The organism is Pseudomonas sp. BCA17, assembly GCF_004519405.1.
Lineage (GTDB): Bacteria > Pseudomonadota > Gammaproteobacteria > Pseudomonadales > Pseudomonadaceae > Aquipseudomonas.
This window is the reverse complement of sequence record NZ_SGWI01000001.1, coordinates 849,828-867,842: the sequence shown is the minus strand read 5'-3', so window position 1 is coordinate 867,842 and position 18,015 is coordinate 849,828. Positions and strand designations below refer to the sequence as shown.

The following is an 18,015-nucleotide window of genomic DNA, read 5'->3' as shown; positions in this document are numbered from 1 at the left end:
TTCGGCGCGTTGCCCGCAGAACCTGACCCGGTACCGATGGATCGATCGCTCACTGTTTTTATCACCCAATGGCCGCTGCTGCTCGCAACGGCGTGGATGCTGTGCGCGACCGGTTGCAGCCAGCAACAGGGGCGCGATATCGCCAGGCAGTTCAGCAATGGCAAGCCCGATGAGTTCTTTCAGACCAGTGTTGATCGCATGGCGACGCTGGGCATGCGCGACAACCTGCAAAGCCTCTATCTACTGATGAACAAGCTCTATCTGCGTAACCCCAACCAGTGGCGCCAATCGGGTTATCCGGATGCGGTGACTGCTGCGCGGGAAATTCGCCAGGCCATCGAAAACCAACAACCTTTGCCGGCATTGGGCACGCGTCGTGACCTGGCTGCGTTGAGCTATTCGCTGAGCCCGGAATTTCGCGGTGACCGGGTTGGCGCGTTCATCTATGCGATCGGCAGCATGCTCGTGACCGCCCATGGTGGCCGCACCCAGTTTTATATGACCGACTCGATCAACCCGCAGTTTGTCAGCAATGCCGCGCGCAACATCGAGAAGGCTACCTGGCTGCTCGGGCAGCGCCAGGATGCCAATGGCGTATTGCTGCTGTTTTCCAATGAAATATCGGAGGAGGGCAGCAACCTCAGTTTTGCCGTTGAGTTCGGCAAGATTGTTGCGCGCCTGGACCTGCTGACCCAAATGCTCGATGAGCGTTACCGGCGCGTCGGGCTCAATTACGCACAAAGTCTGTTGCTGATGAATTTCTTGCCGGTGCAGTAACCGGCACCGTCGCAGCATGCATTGATCCGACAGTGCGGTGTTTCCTTTTCCTGCGTAGGAATCGGACGATCCGCTGCCCCTTCCCTTGAAACGCCGCCCCCGTCGGCCATAGCCTCGGACTTTTCTTAAAAACGAGTGCGTGCTTTGGGTAAGCAAAAAACGGTTTGGCCTACTGATCGCGAGATTCGCCTGCGATTTATCCTCTTTGCCGTTATCGACGCCGCGAGTGTCCAAGGGGTTTGCGCGAGTGTGTTATTGGCCGCACACAAGTTGCTGCGGGAATCGCCGACTGAAGCGCAATTACGCGACACCCTCGCCGAAATTCTGTCCGAAGATGAAATGCAGGGGTTCAGGTTTCCACTGGGATCGGAGGCGGATGAACTGATGGTGGCGTTGGCGTCCCCTGCTGCTCAAGGGCAGTAAAACCGTCGGTTCTCTGCGGCCTTGGTCAGGGAAGGGGGCGGCGCATTAATCAGACGTGACCTCAGGGAGCCACCCGCCTTCCCATCACTATTCGCGTGATGGCCACGGCCTTTCATGCCCCTGCATTCCAAGGACACGCCCATGTTGTTGCGACGACCTCCACTGCTTTTTGCCGCCCTGGCCTTCAGTTCAATCGCGCACGCCGAAGAGGTGCAATTGGCGCCGGTCGAAGTTACCAGTAATGAAGCCAGCGCCGGCGAAGTGGCTCAGGCCGAGCTCAAGAATGTACCCGGCGGCACCAATTTCATCGACATGGACAATGTGCAACAGGGCCGGGTCAGTACCAACGAAGACGTGTTCAAATATCAGGCCGGGGTGTATGCCAAGGCGGCGAATAACGAAGGCGTGAAGCTGTCCATTCGCGGTTCGGGCCTGAACCGCAGCCCTGGCGCACACGCTTCCGGTCTTTATGAAATGCTCGATGGTTTGCCACTGACCGGCCCTGGCGGCACACCCTACGAACTCAAGGACCCGTTGTGGCAGAGCCGGGTCGAGGTGTTGCGTGGCGCCAATGGGTTTGATCAAGGCGCGCTGGCTCTCGGTGGTTCGGTCAACTACGTCACCCGCACCGGCTACGACGCGCCCAAGCTGCAGGTGCGCTATGAAGCGGGCAGTCGTGGCTACGCCCAGCGCGAAATCAGTTCGGGCCAGGTCCTGGGGGCTGCGGATTACTACATCAGCCTCACGGATTCGGAGTCCGACGGCTACCAGCACCAGAGTGCAGGCACCGGCAAGGGCGTCGCCGCCAACTTCGGCTACCGCTTCAACCCGGACCTGGAAACCCGCTTCTATTTCCGTTACCGCGAAACCACCAACGACACCCCGGGCAAACTCACCCGCGCCCAGATCAGCCACGACCCGCAGGCGGCCAACAGCCTCAACGCCGCCCGCGATTCCAAGCGTTTGCAACCGGGCTCCACCTGGATCGCGAACAAGACCACCTTGCAGCTGGACGACAATTCCCGGGTCGAGGCCGGCCTGGCCTACCACGACTACCCGATGGACCTGCGCGAAGGCACCAACCGCCTGAAAGTTGCCTACACCGATATCAGCAGTACCCTCAACTACATCCGCCAGGACACGCTGTTCGGCCACGACAGCAAAACCACCCTCGGCCTGCGCACCACCCAGGCGATGCCCAACAACGGTGCCTCAGAATATGTACGCACGCCTGCCGGGAATACCGCCGGCTACGCGCCCGGCACCAAGACCCGCGACTACAGCTATCTGGGCTCCGACACCGTGCTGCATATCGGTAATGACCTGGAGCTGGTCCCCGATCTGTGGTTGACCACCGGCCTGGCGGCGATCTACACGCGGCGCGAAACCCAGGTCACCTACCCCGAAGGGCAGGCACCGCTCAGCCAGCACGATTGGGACTACGCACCGCGTATCGGCCTGCGTTATGACTTCTCTCCGCAATTGCAGGTATACGGCAACCTGAGCCGTTCGGTGGAGCCGCCGCATGCGTGGTCGATGATCTGGGGTTCCAACAAATACTTTCCTAAAGGCAGTGGCGCGGCCACCGGCTTGCAGCGCGAAGGCGTGAGCCTGAAAAACCAGACCGCCACCACCCTGGAAGTCGGCGGCCGTGGCGAGCAATGGTTCGGCCAGTGGGACCTGGCGCTGTACCGCTCCGAAGTGCGCCACGAACTGCTCACGGTGGAAACCCAGGCGCAGACCGCTACCACCAATGCCATCACCGCCGAAAACAACGCCAGCCCCACGATTCACCAGGGCGTGGAACTGAGCCTGCTCAGTGCGTTGTGGGACGGTGGGCGCGCGGGCCAGCTCGCCCTGCGTCAGGCCTACACCTTCAGCGACTTCCACTACCGCGACGACGACCGTTTCGGTGGCAACACCTTGCCCGGTATCCCCAAGCACTATTACCAGGCGCAACTGCGCTACAGCCATCCGACGGGTTTCTACACCAGCCTCAATACCGAACACGCGTCGCGGGTGGCGGTGGACTACGCCAATTCCTACTATGCCGCGGCTTACACCACACTGGGTGCCACCTTCGGCTACGACGCGCCCAAGCAGGATTGGCAGGCTTGGGTCGACTTGCGCAACCTGACCAATCGTCGCTATGCCAATACCGTCACCCCGGGGTACGACGACAAAGGCATGGATATGGCGCGGTCTACACCGGCCGATGGCCGTGGCATCTACACCGGCGTGTCATGGAGCTGGCGTTGAACTGCTAAGGCGCGAATGAGCAGGGCTGTTGCGCGCAGGTGCAGGCAGTCAAGCCGCGCCGGCTCAGCCGTCGTTCTGGCGCAGGCGCTTGTACAGGGTATTGCGACTGACGCCCAGTTCCCGCGCCAGGTGGGAAATATTCCCGCCCACCGCCTTCAAGCGTTGCGTCAGGTCGAGGTCGTCACTCAGGTATTCCTGGGGCGGCGGCGCAGCGCTTTTCAGGTCGACGAAAAAGTCATCCGGCAGGTGTTCAGGACGAACCGGCCGGTCTTCAGCCATCGCCAACGCGACCTGCAGCACACTGCTTGCCTGGCGCAAGTTGCCCGGCCATGGGTGCTGTTCGAACAACCTCAGTACTTCAGCGCTCAAACCGGCGCGCTGGGTGGGTTCGCGGTGTTGTTGCCAGAGTTGCTGGAACAGAGCCTGCTTGTCGGCGCGCTCGCGCAAGGGTGGCAATTCCAGGGCCAGGCCGCCAATACGGTAGTACAAGTCCTCACGAAATCGACCGGCCTGCACCCACTCTCTCAACACGCGATTAGTCGCCGAGATGATGCGTAAATCCACCGGGAATAGCTCGCTGCTCCCCACCGGTTGCACGCAGCGCTCCTGCAGCACCCGCAGCAAGCGGGCTTGAGTCGGCAGCGGCATATCGCCGATTTCGTCGAGGAACAGCGTGCCCTTGTCGGCCTTGCGGATCAGGCCAATGCTGCCTTTTTGGTTGGCGCCGGTGAAGGCACCTTTTTCATAACCGAACAGCTCCGACTCCACCAGTTCCGCGGGAATCGCCGCACAATTCACCGCGATGAAGGCCTGCCGGCTACGGGAACTGGCCAGGTGCAGGGCTTTGACGAACACTTCCTTGCCCACGCCGGTTTCGCCATGGATCAGCAGCGGAATATCTTTCTCCAGCAAGCGCTCGGCCTGGCGCACCGCCTTCTCCACGCGGCTATCGCCGAAGTGTAGGGCCTTGAGGCCGATCACGGTGGATTTTGCCGGTACCGCTTCACTGGGCGTGGGAGCATTGAAGAACCGCGCCTGTACCGGGGTTTTCTTCGGTCGTTTCAATACGCATTGGAACCGATTGCGTCCCGCGGCCTGGAGCGAAAACGGCAGCCCCTCCGGTTGGTTCAACAACTCCAGCAACGACACTTTGAACAAACTGTCGATCATCACTCGCGACAAACTGATGCCCAACAAATTATCCGCGCGGCGGTTGGCGGACAGCACCTGGCCGCTTTCGTCAAAGATCAGCAGGCCGGCCCATTGGCTGTCGAGGTTGTTCAGGCCGGTGTTGAAGGTCAGTTGGAAATGTTCGCCACGAAACAGGTTGAGGATCAGCCGGTTCTCCACGGTCTGGCTCATCATCTTGACCATGCCCAGGGTGTGGGAGGGGGGCAGGTAGCTGTCACTGGACACATCCAGCACCGCGATGATTTCACGCTGGGCATCGAAGATCGGCGCGGCCGAGCCGGTCATGAAACGGTTGGCCTTGAGGAAATGCTCGTCGTGCTCGATATGCACCGCCTCGGCACAGGCCAGCGCGGTGCCGATGGCGTTGGTGCCGGTGGCGCTTTCCCGCCAACTGGCACCAGGGTTGAACCCACGCGCCAGCTTCGGCGTGATGAAGCGCTGGGTGCCCCATGACGTCAGGACCTGGCCCTGATTGTCGGCCAGCATGATCAGGCAGTTGGAGTTACTGAGGATGTTTTCGTAATAGGGCAGCACTTCCTGGTGGGTGGTCTGCACCAGAGAATGCTGGCTTTCCAGCAGTTGGCTGATGCCCTCGGCGGGCAGCAGGTCGAAGCTGGGCGTGCTCTGGTGATCCAGGCCGAAGGCGCGGCAACGGCGCCAGGACTCCTGGATAAGCGTGTCGTGAGCCAAGGGTTCGGCCATGGGGCGACCTTCTTTTTATTGTTATGGGATCTTGCACGATCTAACGGTTGAACCGAATCAAAGGGTGGGACTGGGCTTGCTCCCGATTACGGTGGAACAGCCCCACATGAATTGACTGACACATCGCCATCGGGAGCAAGCCCACTCCGGTAATTGGCCGGTGTTGTCCGCTCAATCGAGTCCGAAGAGTGTTGTTCAGTACTGTTCATTGTCAACCCCGGGTTGTTCATTTGTGTTCAACCCTCAACAGGCTGTTTTGCTCTTTTCCTTGCACATCAAGCGATTGGCGTTCTGGCACGAATCTCGCTCTGACAGCCGGACAGATTCATTCCAATAATAAGAAAGGGCGCGTCATGTCATTGACCCTGGAACATGTGTCCCGCGTCGTCGAAGGCCAGACCTGGATCGACGACGCCAACCTGCGCTTCGAAGCCGGTTCGTTCAACGTATTGCTCGGCCGCACGCTCTCCGGCAAAACCAGCCTGATGCGCTTGATGGCCGGCCTGGACAAGCCCGACAGCGGCCGCATCCTGATGAACGGCGTGGACGTCACCCACCAGCCGGTGCGCTTGCGCAACGTGTCGATGGTGTACCAGCAGTTCATCAACTACCCGACCATGACCGTATTCGAAAACATCGCTTCGCCGTTACGCCAAGCGGGGATTGCGCACGATGTGATCCAAAGCAAAGTGCTGGAAACCGCCAGGATGCTGCGCATCGAAAAGTTCCTGCAACGCCACCCGCTGGAGCTGTCGGGTGGCCAGCAGCAGCGCACGGCCATGGCTCGCGCCTTGGTGAAAGACGCCGAGTTGATCCTGTTCGATGAGCCGCTGGTGAACCTGGACTACAAACTGCGTGAAGAACTGCGCCAGGAAATGCGCGAATTGTTCAAGGCGCGCCACACCATCGCCATTTATGCCACCACCGAGCCCAACGAAGCCCTGGCCCTGGGGGGCACCACCACCATTCTTCACGAGGGCCGGGTGATCCAGAGCGGCAAGGCGGCCGAGGTGTATCACCAGCCGCACACGGTGCTGGCCGCCGAGCTGTTTTCCGAACCGCCGATCAACCTGATGCCCGGGCGCATCAGCGGCAACGAGGTGAGCTTCGCCCATTTTGTGCACTTCCCGCTGAACGTCGACCTGCGCGGTCTCGGTGAAGGCGAGTTCCGGTTTGGCGTGCGTCCCAGCCATATCAGCCTGGTGCCGAGCAACGACGATGATCTGGAGTTGGCAGTGACTGTGGAAGTCGCGGAGATCAGTGGCTCGGAAACCTTCCTGCATGTGCGCAGCGAACACTTCCTGCTGGTGCTGCACCTGCCGGGGGTGCATGAGTACGATGTCGACGCGCCGATCCGCGTGTATATCCCCACCCATAAGTTGTTTGTATTCGATGGCCAGGGACGCCTGCTCCAGGCGCCCGGGCGTCGTATCGCGAGGGTTGCCTGATGGCCGAGATCCACTTGCAGAGCCTTGCCCATAGCTACAACCCTACGCCGAGTGGCCCAGAGGATTACGCCATTCGGGAAATGGACCACGTATGGGAGCAGGGTGGTGCCTACGCGTTGCTGGGACCGTCAGGCTGCGGCAAGTCGACCTTGCTCAATATCATCTCCGGTTTGCTCAGCCCGTCTGAAGGCCAAGTGCTGTTTGACGGCCAAGTGGTCAATCACCTCACCCCGGAAAAACGCAACATCGCCCAGGTATTTCAGTTCCCGGTGGTGTACGACACCATGACGGTGTTCGACAACCTTGCGTTTCCGCTGCGCAACCAGGGCATGGCCGAGGCGAAAGTTCACAGCAAAGTGCAGGAAATTGCCGAAGTCCTCGACTTGCAAAACCTGCTGAGCAAAAAAGCCCGCAACCTCAGCGCCGACGAAAAGCAGAAAGTCTCCATGGGCCGGGGCCTGGTGCGCGACGATGTGTCGGCGATCCTGTTTGACGAGCCGTTGACGGTGATCGACCCACACCTCAAATGGAAACTGCGGCGCAAACTCAAGCAGATTCACGAGCAGTTCAATATCACCATGGTCTACGTCACCCACGACCAACTTGAGGCGTCGACCTTTGCCGACAAGATTGCGGTGATGTACGGCGGGCAGATCGTGCAGTTCGGTACCCCGCGTGAGCTGTTCGAGCGGCCCAGCCACACCTTTGTCGGCTATTTCATCGGCAGCCCAGGCATGAACCTGATCGAAGTGCGGGCCGAGGCGGGCGGCGTGGGCTTCGCCGGGACGTTACTGCCATTGGCCGAGGCGTTGCAGCAACGCATTGCCGATACCGACTACAAGAAACTGCAAGTGGGGATTCGTCCGGAATTCATCCACGTGTGGGACGAGTACAACCCTGATGCGCTGCAGGCTGATGTCTCTCACCTCGAAGACCTCGGTACCTACAAGATCATGACCCTCAACCTCGACGGCGCACTGCTCAAGGTACGCCTGGCCGAAGACAAACCGGTGCCCGTAGGCAAGGCCTCCATCAGCTTCCCCGCGCAATGGTTGATGGTTTACACCGATGACTATCTGCTGGAGGTGCAGCCATGAACAAGGTGCAGAACAACAAAGCCTGGTGGCTGGTGCTGCCGGTGTTCCTGCTGGTGGCGTTCAGTGCGGTGATCCCCATGATGACCGTGGTCAACTATTCGGTGCAGGACATCTTTGACCAGTCCAGCCGCTACTTTGTCGGTGCCGACTGGTACAAGCAGGTGCTGCTCGACCCCCGTTTGCACGACTCATTGCTGCGCCAGTTCATCTATTCGGCGTGTGTGCTGCTGATCGAAATCCCGCTGGGCATCGCCATTGCCCTGACCATGCCGACCAAGGGCCGCTGGTCGTCGCTGGTGCTGATCATCCTCGCCATTCCGCTGCTGATCCCATGGAACGTCGTCGGCACCATCTGGCAGATATTCGGCCGCGCCGACATCGGCTTGCTCGGTTCCAGCCTCAACGCGATGGGCATCAGCTACAACTATGCGGCCAACACGGCGGACGCCTGGGTCACCGTGCTGGTCATGGATGTCTGGCACTGGACTTCACTGGTCGCGCTGTTGTGCTACTCAGGGTTACGTGCGATCCCGGACGTTTACTACCAGGCCGCACGCATAGATCGTGCATCGGCCTGGGCGGTGTTCCGGCATATCCAGTTGCCGAAGATGAAAAGCGTACTGCTGATTGCCGTGATGCTGCGCTTCATGGACAGCTTCATGATCTACACCGAACCCTTCGTCCTCACCGGTGGCGGGCCGGGTAATGCCACCACGTTCCTGAGCCAGACGCTGACCCAGATGGCCGTAGGCCAATTCGACCTCGGCCCGGCTGCGGCGTTTTCCCTGGTGTATTTCCTGATCATCCTGTTGGTGTCCTGGCTGTTCTACACCGCCATGACCCATTCCGACGCCAACCGCTGAGGCCGCCAACATGAGCAAGCGCAAGGTTATTCCGCTGCTGATCTACATCCTGTTCCTGCTGGTGCCGATCTATTGGCTGTTGAACATGTCCTTCAAGAGCAACACCGAAATCCTCGGTGGGCTGACGCTGTTTCCGCAGGACTTCACCCTGGCCAACTACAAGGTCATTTTCACCGACCCGAGCTGGTACACCGGCTACCTCAACTCGCTGTACTACGTAAGCCTGAACACGGTGATCTCCTTGAGCGTGGCGTTGCCGGCGGCCTATGCGTTTTCGCGCTACCGCTTCCTCGGCGACAAGCACCTGTTTTTCTGGCTGCTGACCAATCGCATGGCGCCGCCGGCGGTGTTCTTGCTGCCGTTTTTCCAGCTGTACTCGTCCATCGGTCTATTCGACACGCATATTGCGGTGGCCCTGGCCCATTGCTTGTTCAACGTGCCGTTGGCGGTGTGGATTCTGGAGGGGTTCATGTCCGGCGTCCCCAAGGAAATCGACGAAACGGCCTACATCGACGGTTATAGCTTTCCCAAGTTTTTTGTGAAGATTTTTATCCCGCTGATTGGCTCGGGCATTGGTGTCACGGCGTTTTTCTGCTTCATGTTTTCCTGGGTCGAACTGTTGCTGGCGCGCACGCTGACTTCGGTCAACGCCAAGCCGATCGCGGCGGTGATGACTCGCACGGTCTCGGCTTCGGGTATCGATTGGGGCGTGCTGGCAGCGGCGGGAGTGTTGACCATCCTGCCCGGCATGCTGGTGATTTGGTTTGTTCGCAACCACGTGGCCAAGGGCTTTGCCCTGGGCCGGGTCTGAGGAGTCGATCATGGAATGGATGGCCTGGACCACCCCCACTGCACTGTTCTTCGCGGCGATTGCCCTGCTGCTGGCGGGCATGACCACGTGGGAGCTGCGCTCGCCAAGTATCCCGCGGCGCGGTTTTCTACCGATCAACACCACCCGTGGTGATCGCTTGTTTATCGGTCTTCTCGGCAGCGCCTACCTGCATCTGCTGGTAATCGGCGTCACCGGCTGGAGCATCTGGGTGGCCACCGCGCTGTCCCTGGTGTGGCTGTTGTGTGTGATGCGTTGGGGCTAGTGGCCCAGCACCTTGCAGGAGCGAGCTTGCTCGCGAAGATCGTCAACGATAACGCGGTGCTTCAGGTCGCCCGCGGCGTCTGTGAGTTTTTCGCGAGCAAGCCCGCTCCTGCAGATGTTGTGTTCGCAAGTCCCGTTTGAAAATAACCAGGAGGTCTCTATGTTCGATAAAAACAATAAGCTGCGACATAGCATTTCATTGGCCGCCGTACTGGCCCTCAGCGGTTTGAGCGCTGCGGCGTGGGCCGATGCGTATGAAGATGCCGCGAAAAAATGGGTCGGCAGTGAGTTCAAACCGTCCACGCTCACCGAAGCCCAGCAGCTCGAAGAGTTGAAGTGGTTTATCAAGGCGTCGGAACCGTTCCGTGGGATGAAGATCAACGTGGTGTCGGAAACCCTGACCACCCACGAATATGAATCCAAGGTGCTGGCCAAAGCGTTCAGCGAAATCACCGGCATCAAGTTGACCCATGACCTGCTGCAGGAGGGCGACGTGGTGGAGAAACTGCAAACCCAGATGCAGTCCGACAAGAACATCTACGACGGCTGGGTCAACGATTCCGATTTGATCGGTACGCACTTTCGCTACGGCAAGACCGAATCCATCACCGATTTGATGGCCAACGAAGGCAAGGACTTCACCTCGCCAACCCTGGATATCAAGGATTTTATCGGCCTTTCCTTCACCACCGCGCCGGACGGCAAGATCTACCAGTTGCCTGACCAGCAATTTGCCAACCTGTATTGGTTCCGCGCCGACTGGTTCGAGCGTCCGGAGTTGAAAGCCAAGTTCAAGGAAAAATACGGCTATGACCTCGGCGTGCCGGTGAACTGGTCGGCCTATGAAGACATTGCCAAATTCTTCAGCGAAGACGTCAAGGAGATCGACGGCAAGCGCATCTACGGTCATATGGACTACGGCAAGAAAGACCCGTCCCTGGGCTGGCGCTTCACCGATGCCTGGTTTTCCATGGCCGGCGGCGGCGACAAAGGCTTGCCCAACGGCTTGCCGGTGGACGAGTGGGGCATTCGTGTGGAGGACTGCCATCCGGTCGGTTCCAGCGTGACCCGTGGCGGCGACACCAACGGCCCGGCCGCCGTGTTCGCCACGCAAAAATACGTGGACTGGATGAAAGCGTACGCGCCGCCGGAAGCGGCGGGCATGACCTTCTCCGAATCGGGCCCGGTGCCGTCCCAGGGCAACATCGCCCAGCAGATCTTCTGGTACACCGCGTTTACCGCCGACATGACCAAGCCGGGCCTGCCGGTGGTAAACGCCGACGGCACGCCGAAATGGCGCATGGCGCCATCGCCGGTGGGGCCTTACTGGGAGAAGGGGATGAAGAAGGGTTATCAGGACGTAGGTTCCTGGACCTTCCTCAAGTCGACGCCGGAGAAACAGAAACTCGCGGCCTGGCTCTACGCCCAGTTCGTGACCTCGAAAACCGTCTCGCTGAAGAAAACCATCGTTGGTCTTACGCCGATTCGAGAGTCTGACATCAACTCCCAGGCCATGACCGACCTGGCGCCGAAACTCGGTGGCCTGGTGGAGTTCTATCGCAGTCCGGCACGGGTGGAGTGGACCCCGACCGGTACCAACGTGCCCGACTACCCGCGCCTGGCGCAACTGTGGTGGAGCAACATCGCGGCCGCCGCCAGTGGCGAGAAAACTCCGCAACAAGCCCTCGACAACCTGGCCAAGGAACAGGACGCGATCATGACACGCCTGGAACGCTCCAAGGTGCAGCCGGTGTGCGGTCCGAAAATGAACCCCGAGCGCGACGCGCAATACTGGTTCGACCAGCCGGGCGCGCCGAAGCCGAAACTGGCCAACGAGAAACCGAAAGGCGAAACGGTGGCTTACAGCGACTTGCTCAAGTCGTGGGAGGCGGCGCGTAAGTAACGGTTGGGCAAAGACGCTAAAACGGCACGCTTGCGTGCCGTTTTACGTTCAGGCGGGCGCGCTGGATGAGGGGCGTTGCCTGGGTATTACTTGAACACCGTCCCGGACTTTCACCCGGCTCGCCAAGGCCGCCTTTGAATACGCTGTACCGGATGCCGTGATGGAGATGACGGCGGGCGTTCAGGCCGCTTGCGGCTGAACCTGCAGCGCTCCCTCTACTTCCTTGACCAGACCACTGGCCAAAAAAAGCGGCGCCAGGCGCTTGTGCAGTTGCGGCTCGACAAACTCCTTCACCGTGTCCAGTGCCAATATGCCACTGAGCGGCAACTCAGCTTTGGTGTACGACAACCACGCCTTCTTCAACACTTGCAACACATCGCTACCGGCCGTAGCGGCGAAACGGCGGTGGGTGGGTTTGCCGTCGAAATCGAAGGTGTGCTGGAAGGCGTAGCCGGTTTCATCGCCATTGGCCGCCGTGCATCGAACGCAGGTGCACGGGCCGTCGCCGAACGCGCTGCGCAGATAGGCGTTGAAGTCCACCACGGGTTTGAGTGACAGGCGCTTATCCACCTCGAACAGGTCACCGGTCATTTTTTCGTCAGTGTTCAACGTCGATTTCCTCGCAGGCATGCAGCTGTTTTTCAAAGCGCGAAACAATACCAGCCGAGCAGGGTTTTGGGGATTATTTGCATAACAATAGATCCCGATATTCTTTTCCCGTCTTAAAAATCGCCGCTACGCTCCATCACCTTCTTAAAAACGCGGCAGATTCCTACATGACGTTCAAGCGTTCCTCCCTGACCCTACTGGCTGCTGCGAGCGCCTTGATCAGTCTCGGCGCCCAGGCCGAAGGCAAGATCAGCATTGCCCAGCAATTCGGCATCGGCTACCTGATCCTCGACGTGGTGCGCGACCAGCACCTGATTGAAAAACACGGCAAGGAGCAGGGCCTGGATATCCAGGTGGAATGGAACAGCATTTCCGGCGCCACCGCGATGAATGAATCGCTGCTGGCCGGTGCCTTGGACGTGGTCTCGGCCGGTGTGCCGCCAATGCTCACGCTGTGGGACCGTACCAAGGGCAAGCAGAACGTCAAGGCCATCGCTTCCCTCGGTTCGATGCCCAATTATTTGCTGACCAACAACCCCAACGTGAAGACCCTCAAGGATTTCACCGAGAAAGACCGCATCGCCGTGCCGGCCGCCGGTGTAGGTTTCCAGTCGCGCACCCTGCAGATCGAGACCGCCAAGCAGTTCGGCGATGCGAACTACAAGAAGTTCGACGACATCTCCATCAGCCTGGCTCACCCTGATGCAACCGCTGCGCTGATCGCCGGTGGTTCAGAGATCAATTCGCACTTCTCCAGCCCGCCGTTCCAGTATCAGGAATTGTTGAACCCCAACGTGCACAAGGTGCTCAGTTCCTACGACATCCTGGGTGGGCAGGCGTCGTTCAACGTGCTCTACACCACGCAGAAATTTCACGATGAAAACCCCAAGACCTACAAGGCGTTCTATGCCGCCCTGGCCGAGGCCGAGCAGATCATCAAGGCCGACAAACCCGCGGCCGCCAAGGCCTATATCCGTGTAGAACAGTCCAAGCTGCCGTTGGATCTGGTGGAGAAGATCGTTCAGGACCCGGAAATCGATTTCACCATCGTGCCCCAGCGCACCTTTATCTACGCCGAGAAACTCCAGGCGCTGGGCGTGTTGAAAAACAAGGCGGCGAGCTGGAAGGACTACTTCTTTGAAGAAGCCCACGGCGGCAACGGCAGCTGACCGGCCTGTGGGATGAGGCGCAGTTATTGTGGCGAGGCAGCTTGCTGCCGTCGGGCCGCGAAGCGGCCCCAGCCAGGTCAGCGAAAGAACTCACCTGGGGTGGCATCAAACTGCTGACGAAACGCAGCAATGAACGCCGACGTCGACTCATATCCACAACTCAACGCCACATCCGTTACACGCTCGCCTCGTTCCAGGGCGGGCAGGGCACTCAGCAGTCGCAGGCGCTGGCGCCAGGCGCGAAAGGTCAGCCCTGTGTCGCTCAAGAACGACCGGCTGAGGGTTTTTTCGCTGACGCCGAGTTTTTCGCTCCACTGTCCTAGCTTGGTCTGTTGCTCCGGGTGCAGGTTCAAACTGCGGTAGATCTGGCGCAGCCGTGGGTCATGGGGCAGGGGCAGCATCAAATCCACCTGCGGGGCGGCGGCGAGCTGATCGAGCACCACCTGGGCCAGACGTCCATCCGGCCCGTCCTCGGCATACTCCACCGGCAGCTCGCTGAAGCTGCGAATCAACTCGCGTAACAAACTGCTCACCTCCAGCACCTGACAACGCTCGGCCGCCCAGGTCGTGACGCTGCAATCCAGGTATAAGCTGCGCATTTCGGTATGCGGCGAACTGAACACCCGGTGCGGTACCCCCGCAGGAATCCACACGGCGCGCTGGGGCGGTGCAACGAAACGGCCGGCACTGGTCTGGATTTCCAGCACCCCGGAAATCGCGTAGGAAAGCTGCACCCACGGGTGGCTGTGCCGTCGCGTCAATGCACGGTTGGGCAGCGATTCGGTGCGCCCATACACCGGTCGGGGCAGGCTGGACAGCCCGGGTACGCTGCGGCGCACCGTCTTATCGTGTCCTTTAGGCGGCATTTACTGGCTCATTGGCGTTAGTCGGTAACAAGCCATTACGTTAGAGTCGCGATGACGCGTTTTGCAACCCCTGGACGACTTGCTCATGACCCGCCCACGTTTTCTACCTGACAACTTCACCCTGACCCTGATAGCCACGGTGATCATCGCTTCGCTGCTGCCCGCCACCGGGCAAACCGCCGTAGCGTTCGGCTGGGTGACCAACCTGGCCATCGCCCTGCTGTTTTTCCTGCATGGCGCCAAACTGTCACGCCAGGCCATCGTCGCCGGCGCCGGCCATTGGCGCCTGCACTTGTTGGTGTTCAGCCTGACCTTCGTGCTGTTCCCGTTGCTGGGCCTGGCGCTCAAACCTTTGTTGTCGCCGCTGATCGGCAAAGACCTGTACATGGGCATGCTCTACCTCTGTGCATTACCGGCCACGGTGCAATCGGCGATTGCCTTTACTTCGCTGGCGCGCGGCAATATTCCGGCGGCGATTTGCAGCGCAGCGGCGTCGAGCCTGTTCGGTATCTTCCTCACGCCGTTGCTGGTGACGCTGTTGCTCAACGTACACGGCGAGGGCGGCTCTACCGTCGACGCCATCCTGAAAATCAGCGTGCAACTGCTGCTGCCCTTCATCGCCGGGCAGATTGCCCGCCGCTGGATCGGAGAGTGGGTAGGGCGCAACAAGTCCTGGCTCAAATTCGTCGATCAGGGGTCGATCCTGCTGGTGGTGTACGGCGCGTTCAGCGAAGCGGTCAATGAAGGCATCTGGCACCAGATCCCGCTGTGGGAACTGGGCGGCCTGGTGGTCGCCTGCTGCGTGTTGCTGGGCTTGGTACTGGTGGCCTCTACGTTGCTGGGCAAGGCGTTCGGCTTTAATCAGGAAGACCGTATCACCATCCTGTTCTGCGGCTCGAAGAAGAGCTTGGCGACGGGCGTGCCGATGGCCCAGGTGTTGTTCGCCGGGGCGACCATGGGCGTGCTGATCCTGCCGTTGATGCTGTTCCACCAGATTCAGTTGATGGTCTGCGCGGCATTGGCACAGCGTTATGCCCGACGGCCGGAAAGCATCCCGGAGTTGATGGGGCAAGTGGACCCGTGAGGTAACGCCGCCTGGCTATCAGGCATTTCTTAAAGCGACGAAATCTCTCAAGTCTGCGTCCGAACGGACGATGACCTTCTTAACAACCAAGAAGGGGCGTCGTCATGAACGTTATACGTTTGTCAGTGGTTACAGGCTTCCTTGCGGTATGGGCGGGGGCTTGTATGGCCGCCTCTTCAGGCGTCATTCAATTTCACGGCAGTATCGTCGAGCCCGGTTGCAAAGCGACTGCGCAGGGCGGCTCGACAGTGGCACTCAATGGGTGCCCGCAGGCTATGCGCGGGAGCCGGTTCGATGTGCAGCCCGTGCGCACCGTACAGGCACTGGGCAATGCGGTGGCCAATGTCAAATTGGTGGCCGACAGCGGCAGTGGGCGGTATTACGACCAGCGGTACCAGTTGGTGGATGCCCTTGGAAAGCCAATTGAGTCGGGGGCCTACATCGTCACCCTGACCGCGCCGTGATGAAACTGATGGTTGTTTGATCAGGAACAACGTCAACAGGCCGCCGAGAAACCTATAGAATACTCGGCGGCGGCGCTTGTCCTGGGTGACCGCTTGATCACCGTCAGAGTACCGCGCCATTCCATGAGCCTTTCAGCCACAACCCCCCAAGCCAACTGGCAACCGGTCATCGCCCTCGCGCTGGCCGCCTTTGTATTCAACACCACCGAATTCGTCCCCGTCGGGCTGCTCAGCGCCATCGGCAGCAGCTTCGACATGCCCATCGCCAGCGTGGGGCTGATGCTCACCATCTATGCCTGGATCGTGTCATTGACGTCATTGCCGGTGATGCTGCTGACCCGCAACGTCGAACGGCGCAAATTGCTTATCGTGCTGTTCGGCCTGTTTATCGCCAGCCATATCCTCTCCAGTGTCGCCACCAGCTTCGGCATCCTGATGCTCAGCCGTGTCGGCATCGCCTTGTCCCACGCGCTGTTCTGGTCGATCACCGCGTCCCTCGCGGTACGCCTGGCGCCGGCCGGCAAACAGGTGCAGGCCCTCGGCCTGCTCGCTACCGGCACCTCCCTGGCGATGGTGTTAGGCATTCCCCTGGGCCGCCTGCTCGGTGAAGCCATGGGCTGGCGCACCACGTTCCTGGTCATCGGCGCTTTCGCGGCCGCCCTGGTGTTCTGGCTGGCGCGCACCTTGCCGTTGTTGCCGAGCCAGAACTCCGGCTCGTTGCGTAGCCTGCCGCTGCTGTTCAAGCGCCCGGCGCTGGTGGCGCTCTACGTGCTCACCGCCATGACGGTGACGGCGCAGTTCACCGCCTACAGCTACATTGAACCCTTCGTCGAAGGCGTGGCGGGCATGAGCGGTAACGCCGTCACCCTGATCCTGCTGGTGTTCGGCGGCGCCGGCATCATTGGCTCACTGCTGTTCAGCCTGGTGCACCGTTTCAACCCCCATCTGTTCGTGGTCGGTGCGGTATTCCTGCTGGCGGCATGCCTGGCCTTGCTGCTGCCGTTGAGTGGCGCAGAGTCTTATCTCGTCGGCCTGAGCGTGTTCTGGGGCATCGCAATCATGGGCTTCGGCCTGGCCATGCAGTCCAAGGTACTGGTGCTTGCACCGGACGCCACCGACGTGGCCATGGCCATGTTCTCGGGCATCTACAACATCGGCATCGGCGGCGGCGCCCTGATGGGCAGTTGGGTCGGCAGCCACTTCGGTTTCGCCTGGATCGGCGCGGCGGGCGGGCTGCTGGCGACCGTGGCGCTGGTCGGGTACTGCCTGGCGATCCGACGCTTCGGCCAGGGCGTAACGCCCAGTTGAGTCGACCGATCACTCCATGGGAATGCGCCGCCTGCCGTGTTTTTGATCTGCTTTAGATCTTGATCCTAGGCGCCCCGTTAAACCACGCTGGCCGAACGCAGGATTGGATCCGTGGGTAACCCGACAGGACGCCGGGTTAGCCGTCCTGGGCCAGGGAGGGCCCAACGGAGGCGAGCCCCTCGCGGAGGGCCAGTTGGATAGTCGGCGGTTTCCGAGCCGTCACGGGAGCAAGCTCCCTCGCCACAGGTTCATGGCCACACCAAAGTTGTGTAAATACTCTGTGTAGTGCGGGCAAGCCCAGCTCCCACAGAAAAGCAAAAGCTGCAGCGCAGCATAGTTGTCTACACACACACATCACGATGCGTAGCGAGCCGCTTTTGATCTTGATCTCAGGCGCCCCGTTAAACCACGCTGGCCGGAATTCGATATTGATTTGGGGGGTAAACCGGCAGGGATGCCGGTTTAGCCGCCCCGCGCCATGGATGGCGCGTGGCGGCGGCCCCCCAAATCAATGTCGGATTACGGGCACACCGAGCCTGAGCGAGGTGCCGAGTGGTGGGGCAAGAGCCTTTTTGGTTACTTTTGGGGCTCTTTTCCAAAAGTGACCCGCCGTAAGGGCGGAACCCTAAGCCGCCGTTACCGCAGCAATGGATATGTACTCATTCCATTCCAACAATCGGGGGCGAACTCTCTGGCGGAGGGCCAGTTGGATAGTCGGCGGTTTCCGAGCCGTCACGGGAGCAAGCTCCCTCGCCACAG

The 18,015-nt window shown here is 60.3% G+C and carries 16 protein-coding genes; 13 read left to right on the top strand and 3 right to left on the bottom strand.

Annotation, left to right across the window (positions count from 1 at the left end):
* The first annotated feature begins 36 nt into the window (after nt 1-36).
* The 3 genes from EXW71_RS03740 (at nt 37) to EXW71_RS03730 (ending at nt 3,459) form a co-directional block, all read left to right on the top strand.
* A complete protein-coding gene (locus tag EXW71_RS03740) occupies nt 37-777 on the top strand; it encodes a hypothetical protein (protein ID WP_134657631.1) in 741 nt (246 codons plus the stop codon).
* 144 nt (nt 778-921) lie between these two features.
* Nucleotides 922-1,200 carry a hypothetical protein gene (locus EXW71_RS03735; RefSeq protein WP_134657630.1) on the top strand — a complete coding sequence of 93 codons (279 nt, stop codon included), beginning with the start codon at nt 922-924 and terminating at the stop codon, nt 1,198-1,200.
* Between the two features lie 141 nt (nt 1,201-1,341).
* Complete coding sequence (locus EXW71_RS03730; RefSeq protein WP_134657629.1) at nt 1,342-3,459, top strand: TonB-dependent receptor domain-containing protein; 2,118 nt, start codon at nt 1,342-1,344, stop codon at nt 3,457-3,459.
* Between the two features lie 63 nt (nt 3,460-3,522).
* On the opposite strand, the gene EXW71_RS03725 is transcribed toward EXW71_RS03730, so the two are convergent.
* The gene (locus tag EXW71_RS03725) at nt 3,523-5,352 is read right to left on the bottom strand and encodes a sigma-54-dependent Fis family transcriptional regulator (RefSeq protein ID WP_134657628.1); all 1,830 of its coding nucleotides are present in this window, start codon (nt 5,350-5,352) and stop codon (nt 3,523-3,525) included.
* A gap of 353 nt (nt 5,353-5,705) precedes the next feature.
* Here EXW71_RS03725 and EXW71_RS03720 point away from each other — a divergent pair, with 353 nt between their 5' ends.
* The 6 genes from EXW71_RS03720 (at nt 5,706) to EXW71_RS03695 (ending at nt 11,756) form a co-directional block, all read left to right on the top strand.
* The gene (locus EXW71_RS03720; RefSeq protein ID WP_123717734.1) at nt 5,706-6,800 is read left to right on the top strand and encodes an ABC transporter ATP-binding protein; all 1,095 of its coding nucleotides are present in this window, start codon (nt 5,706-5,708) and stop codon (nt 6,798-6,800) included.
* On the top strand, nt 6,800-7,897 hold the full coding sequence (locus EXW71_RS03715) for an ABC transporter ATP-binding protein (protein WP_134657627.1): 1,098 nt from the start codon (nt 6,800-6,802) through the stop codon (nt 7,895-7,897). Before EXW71_RS03720 ends, EXW71_RS03715 begins: the two co-directional genes overlap by 1 nt.
* Nucleotides 7,894-8,760, top strand: coding sequence for a carbohydrate ABC transporter permease (locus EXW71_RS03710; protein WP_123717733.1), 867 nt, complete (start codon nt 7,894-7,896; stop codon nt 8,758-8,760). The genes EXW71_RS03715 and EXW71_RS03710 overlap by 4 nt, the downstream gene beginning before the upstream one ends.
* 10 nt (nt 8,761-8,770) lie before the next feature.
* Nucleotides 8,771-9,571: a carbohydrate ABC transporter permease gene (locus EXW71_RS03705; protein WP_003174634.1), complete on the top strand. Its 801-nt coding sequence runs from the start codon at nt 8,771-8,773 to the stop codon at nt 9,569-9,571.
* Between the two features lie 10 nt (nt 9,572-9,581).
* Nucleotides 9,582-9,854 carry a DUF2160 domain-containing protein gene (locus tag EXW71_RS03700; RefSeq protein WP_134657626.1) on the top strand — a complete coding sequence of 91 codons (273 nt, stop codon included), beginning with the start codon at nt 9,582-9,584 and terminating at the stop codon, nt 9,852-9,854.
* Between the two features lie 159 nt (nt 9,855-10,013).
* A complete protein-coding gene (locus tag EXW71_RS03695; protein ID WP_123717731.1) occupies nt 10,014-11,756 on the top strand; it encodes an ABC transporter substrate-binding protein in 1,743 nt (580 codons plus the stop codon).
* 180 nt (nt 11,757-11,936) lie between these two features.
* Here EXW71_RS03695 and EXW71_RS03690 read toward each other — a convergent pair whose 3' ends face one another.
* On the bottom strand, nt 11,937-12,365 hold the full coding sequence (locus EXW71_RS03690; RefSeq protein ID WP_134657625.1) for a hypothetical protein: 429 nt from the start codon (nt 12,363-12,365) through the stop codon (nt 11,937-11,939).
* A gap of 167 nt (nt 12,366-12,532) precedes the next feature.
* On the opposite strand from EXW71_RS03690, the gene EXW71_RS03685 reads away from it, so the two are divergent.
* A complete protein-coding gene (locus EXW71_RS03685) occupies nt 12,533-13,534 on the top strand; it encodes an ABC transporter substrate-binding protein (RefSeq protein WP_134657624.1) in 1,002 nt (333 codons plus the stop codon).
* Nucleotides 13,535-13,611: 77 nt separating this feature from the next.
* On the opposite strand, the gene EXW71_RS03680 is transcribed toward EXW71_RS03685, so the two are convergent.
* Nucleotides 13,612-14,400: a helix-turn-helix transcriptional regulator gene (locus EXW71_RS03680; protein WP_134657623.1), complete on the bottom strand. Its 789-nt coding sequence runs from the start codon at nt 14,398-14,400 to the stop codon at nt 13,612-13,614.
* A gap of 85 nt (nt 14,401-14,485) precedes the next feature.
* Between EXW71_RS03680 and EXW71_RS03675 the strand changes: the two genes are divergently transcribed.
* The 3 genes from EXW71_RS03675 to EXW71_RS03665 all read left to right on the top strand — a co-directional run bounded on the left by EXW71_RS03675 (nt 14,486) and on the right by EXW71_RS03665 (nt 17,256).
* Nucleotides 14,486-15,484, top strand: coding sequence for a bile acid:sodium symporter family protein (locus EXW71_RS03675; RefSeq protein ID WP_134657622.1), 999 nt, complete (start codon nt 14,486-14,488; stop codon nt 15,482-15,484).
* Nucleotides 15,485-15,588: 104 nt separating this feature from the next.
* Nucleotides 15,589-15,948 carry a type 1 fimbrial protein gene (locus EXW71_RS03670; protein ID WP_123718188.1) on the top strand — a complete coding sequence of 120 codons (360 nt, stop codon included), beginning with the start codon at nt 15,589-15,591 and terminating at the stop codon, nt 15,946-15,948.
* 123 nt (nt 15,949-16,071) lie between these two features.
* Nucleotides 16,072-17,256 (top strand): sugar transporter, encoded by a 1,185-nt coding sequence (locus EXW71_RS03665; RefSeq protein ID WP_134657621.1) that lies wholly within the window; start codon nt 16,072-16,074, stop codon nt 17,254-17,256.
* The last annotated feature ends 759 nt before the right edge of the window (nt 17,257-18,015 follow it).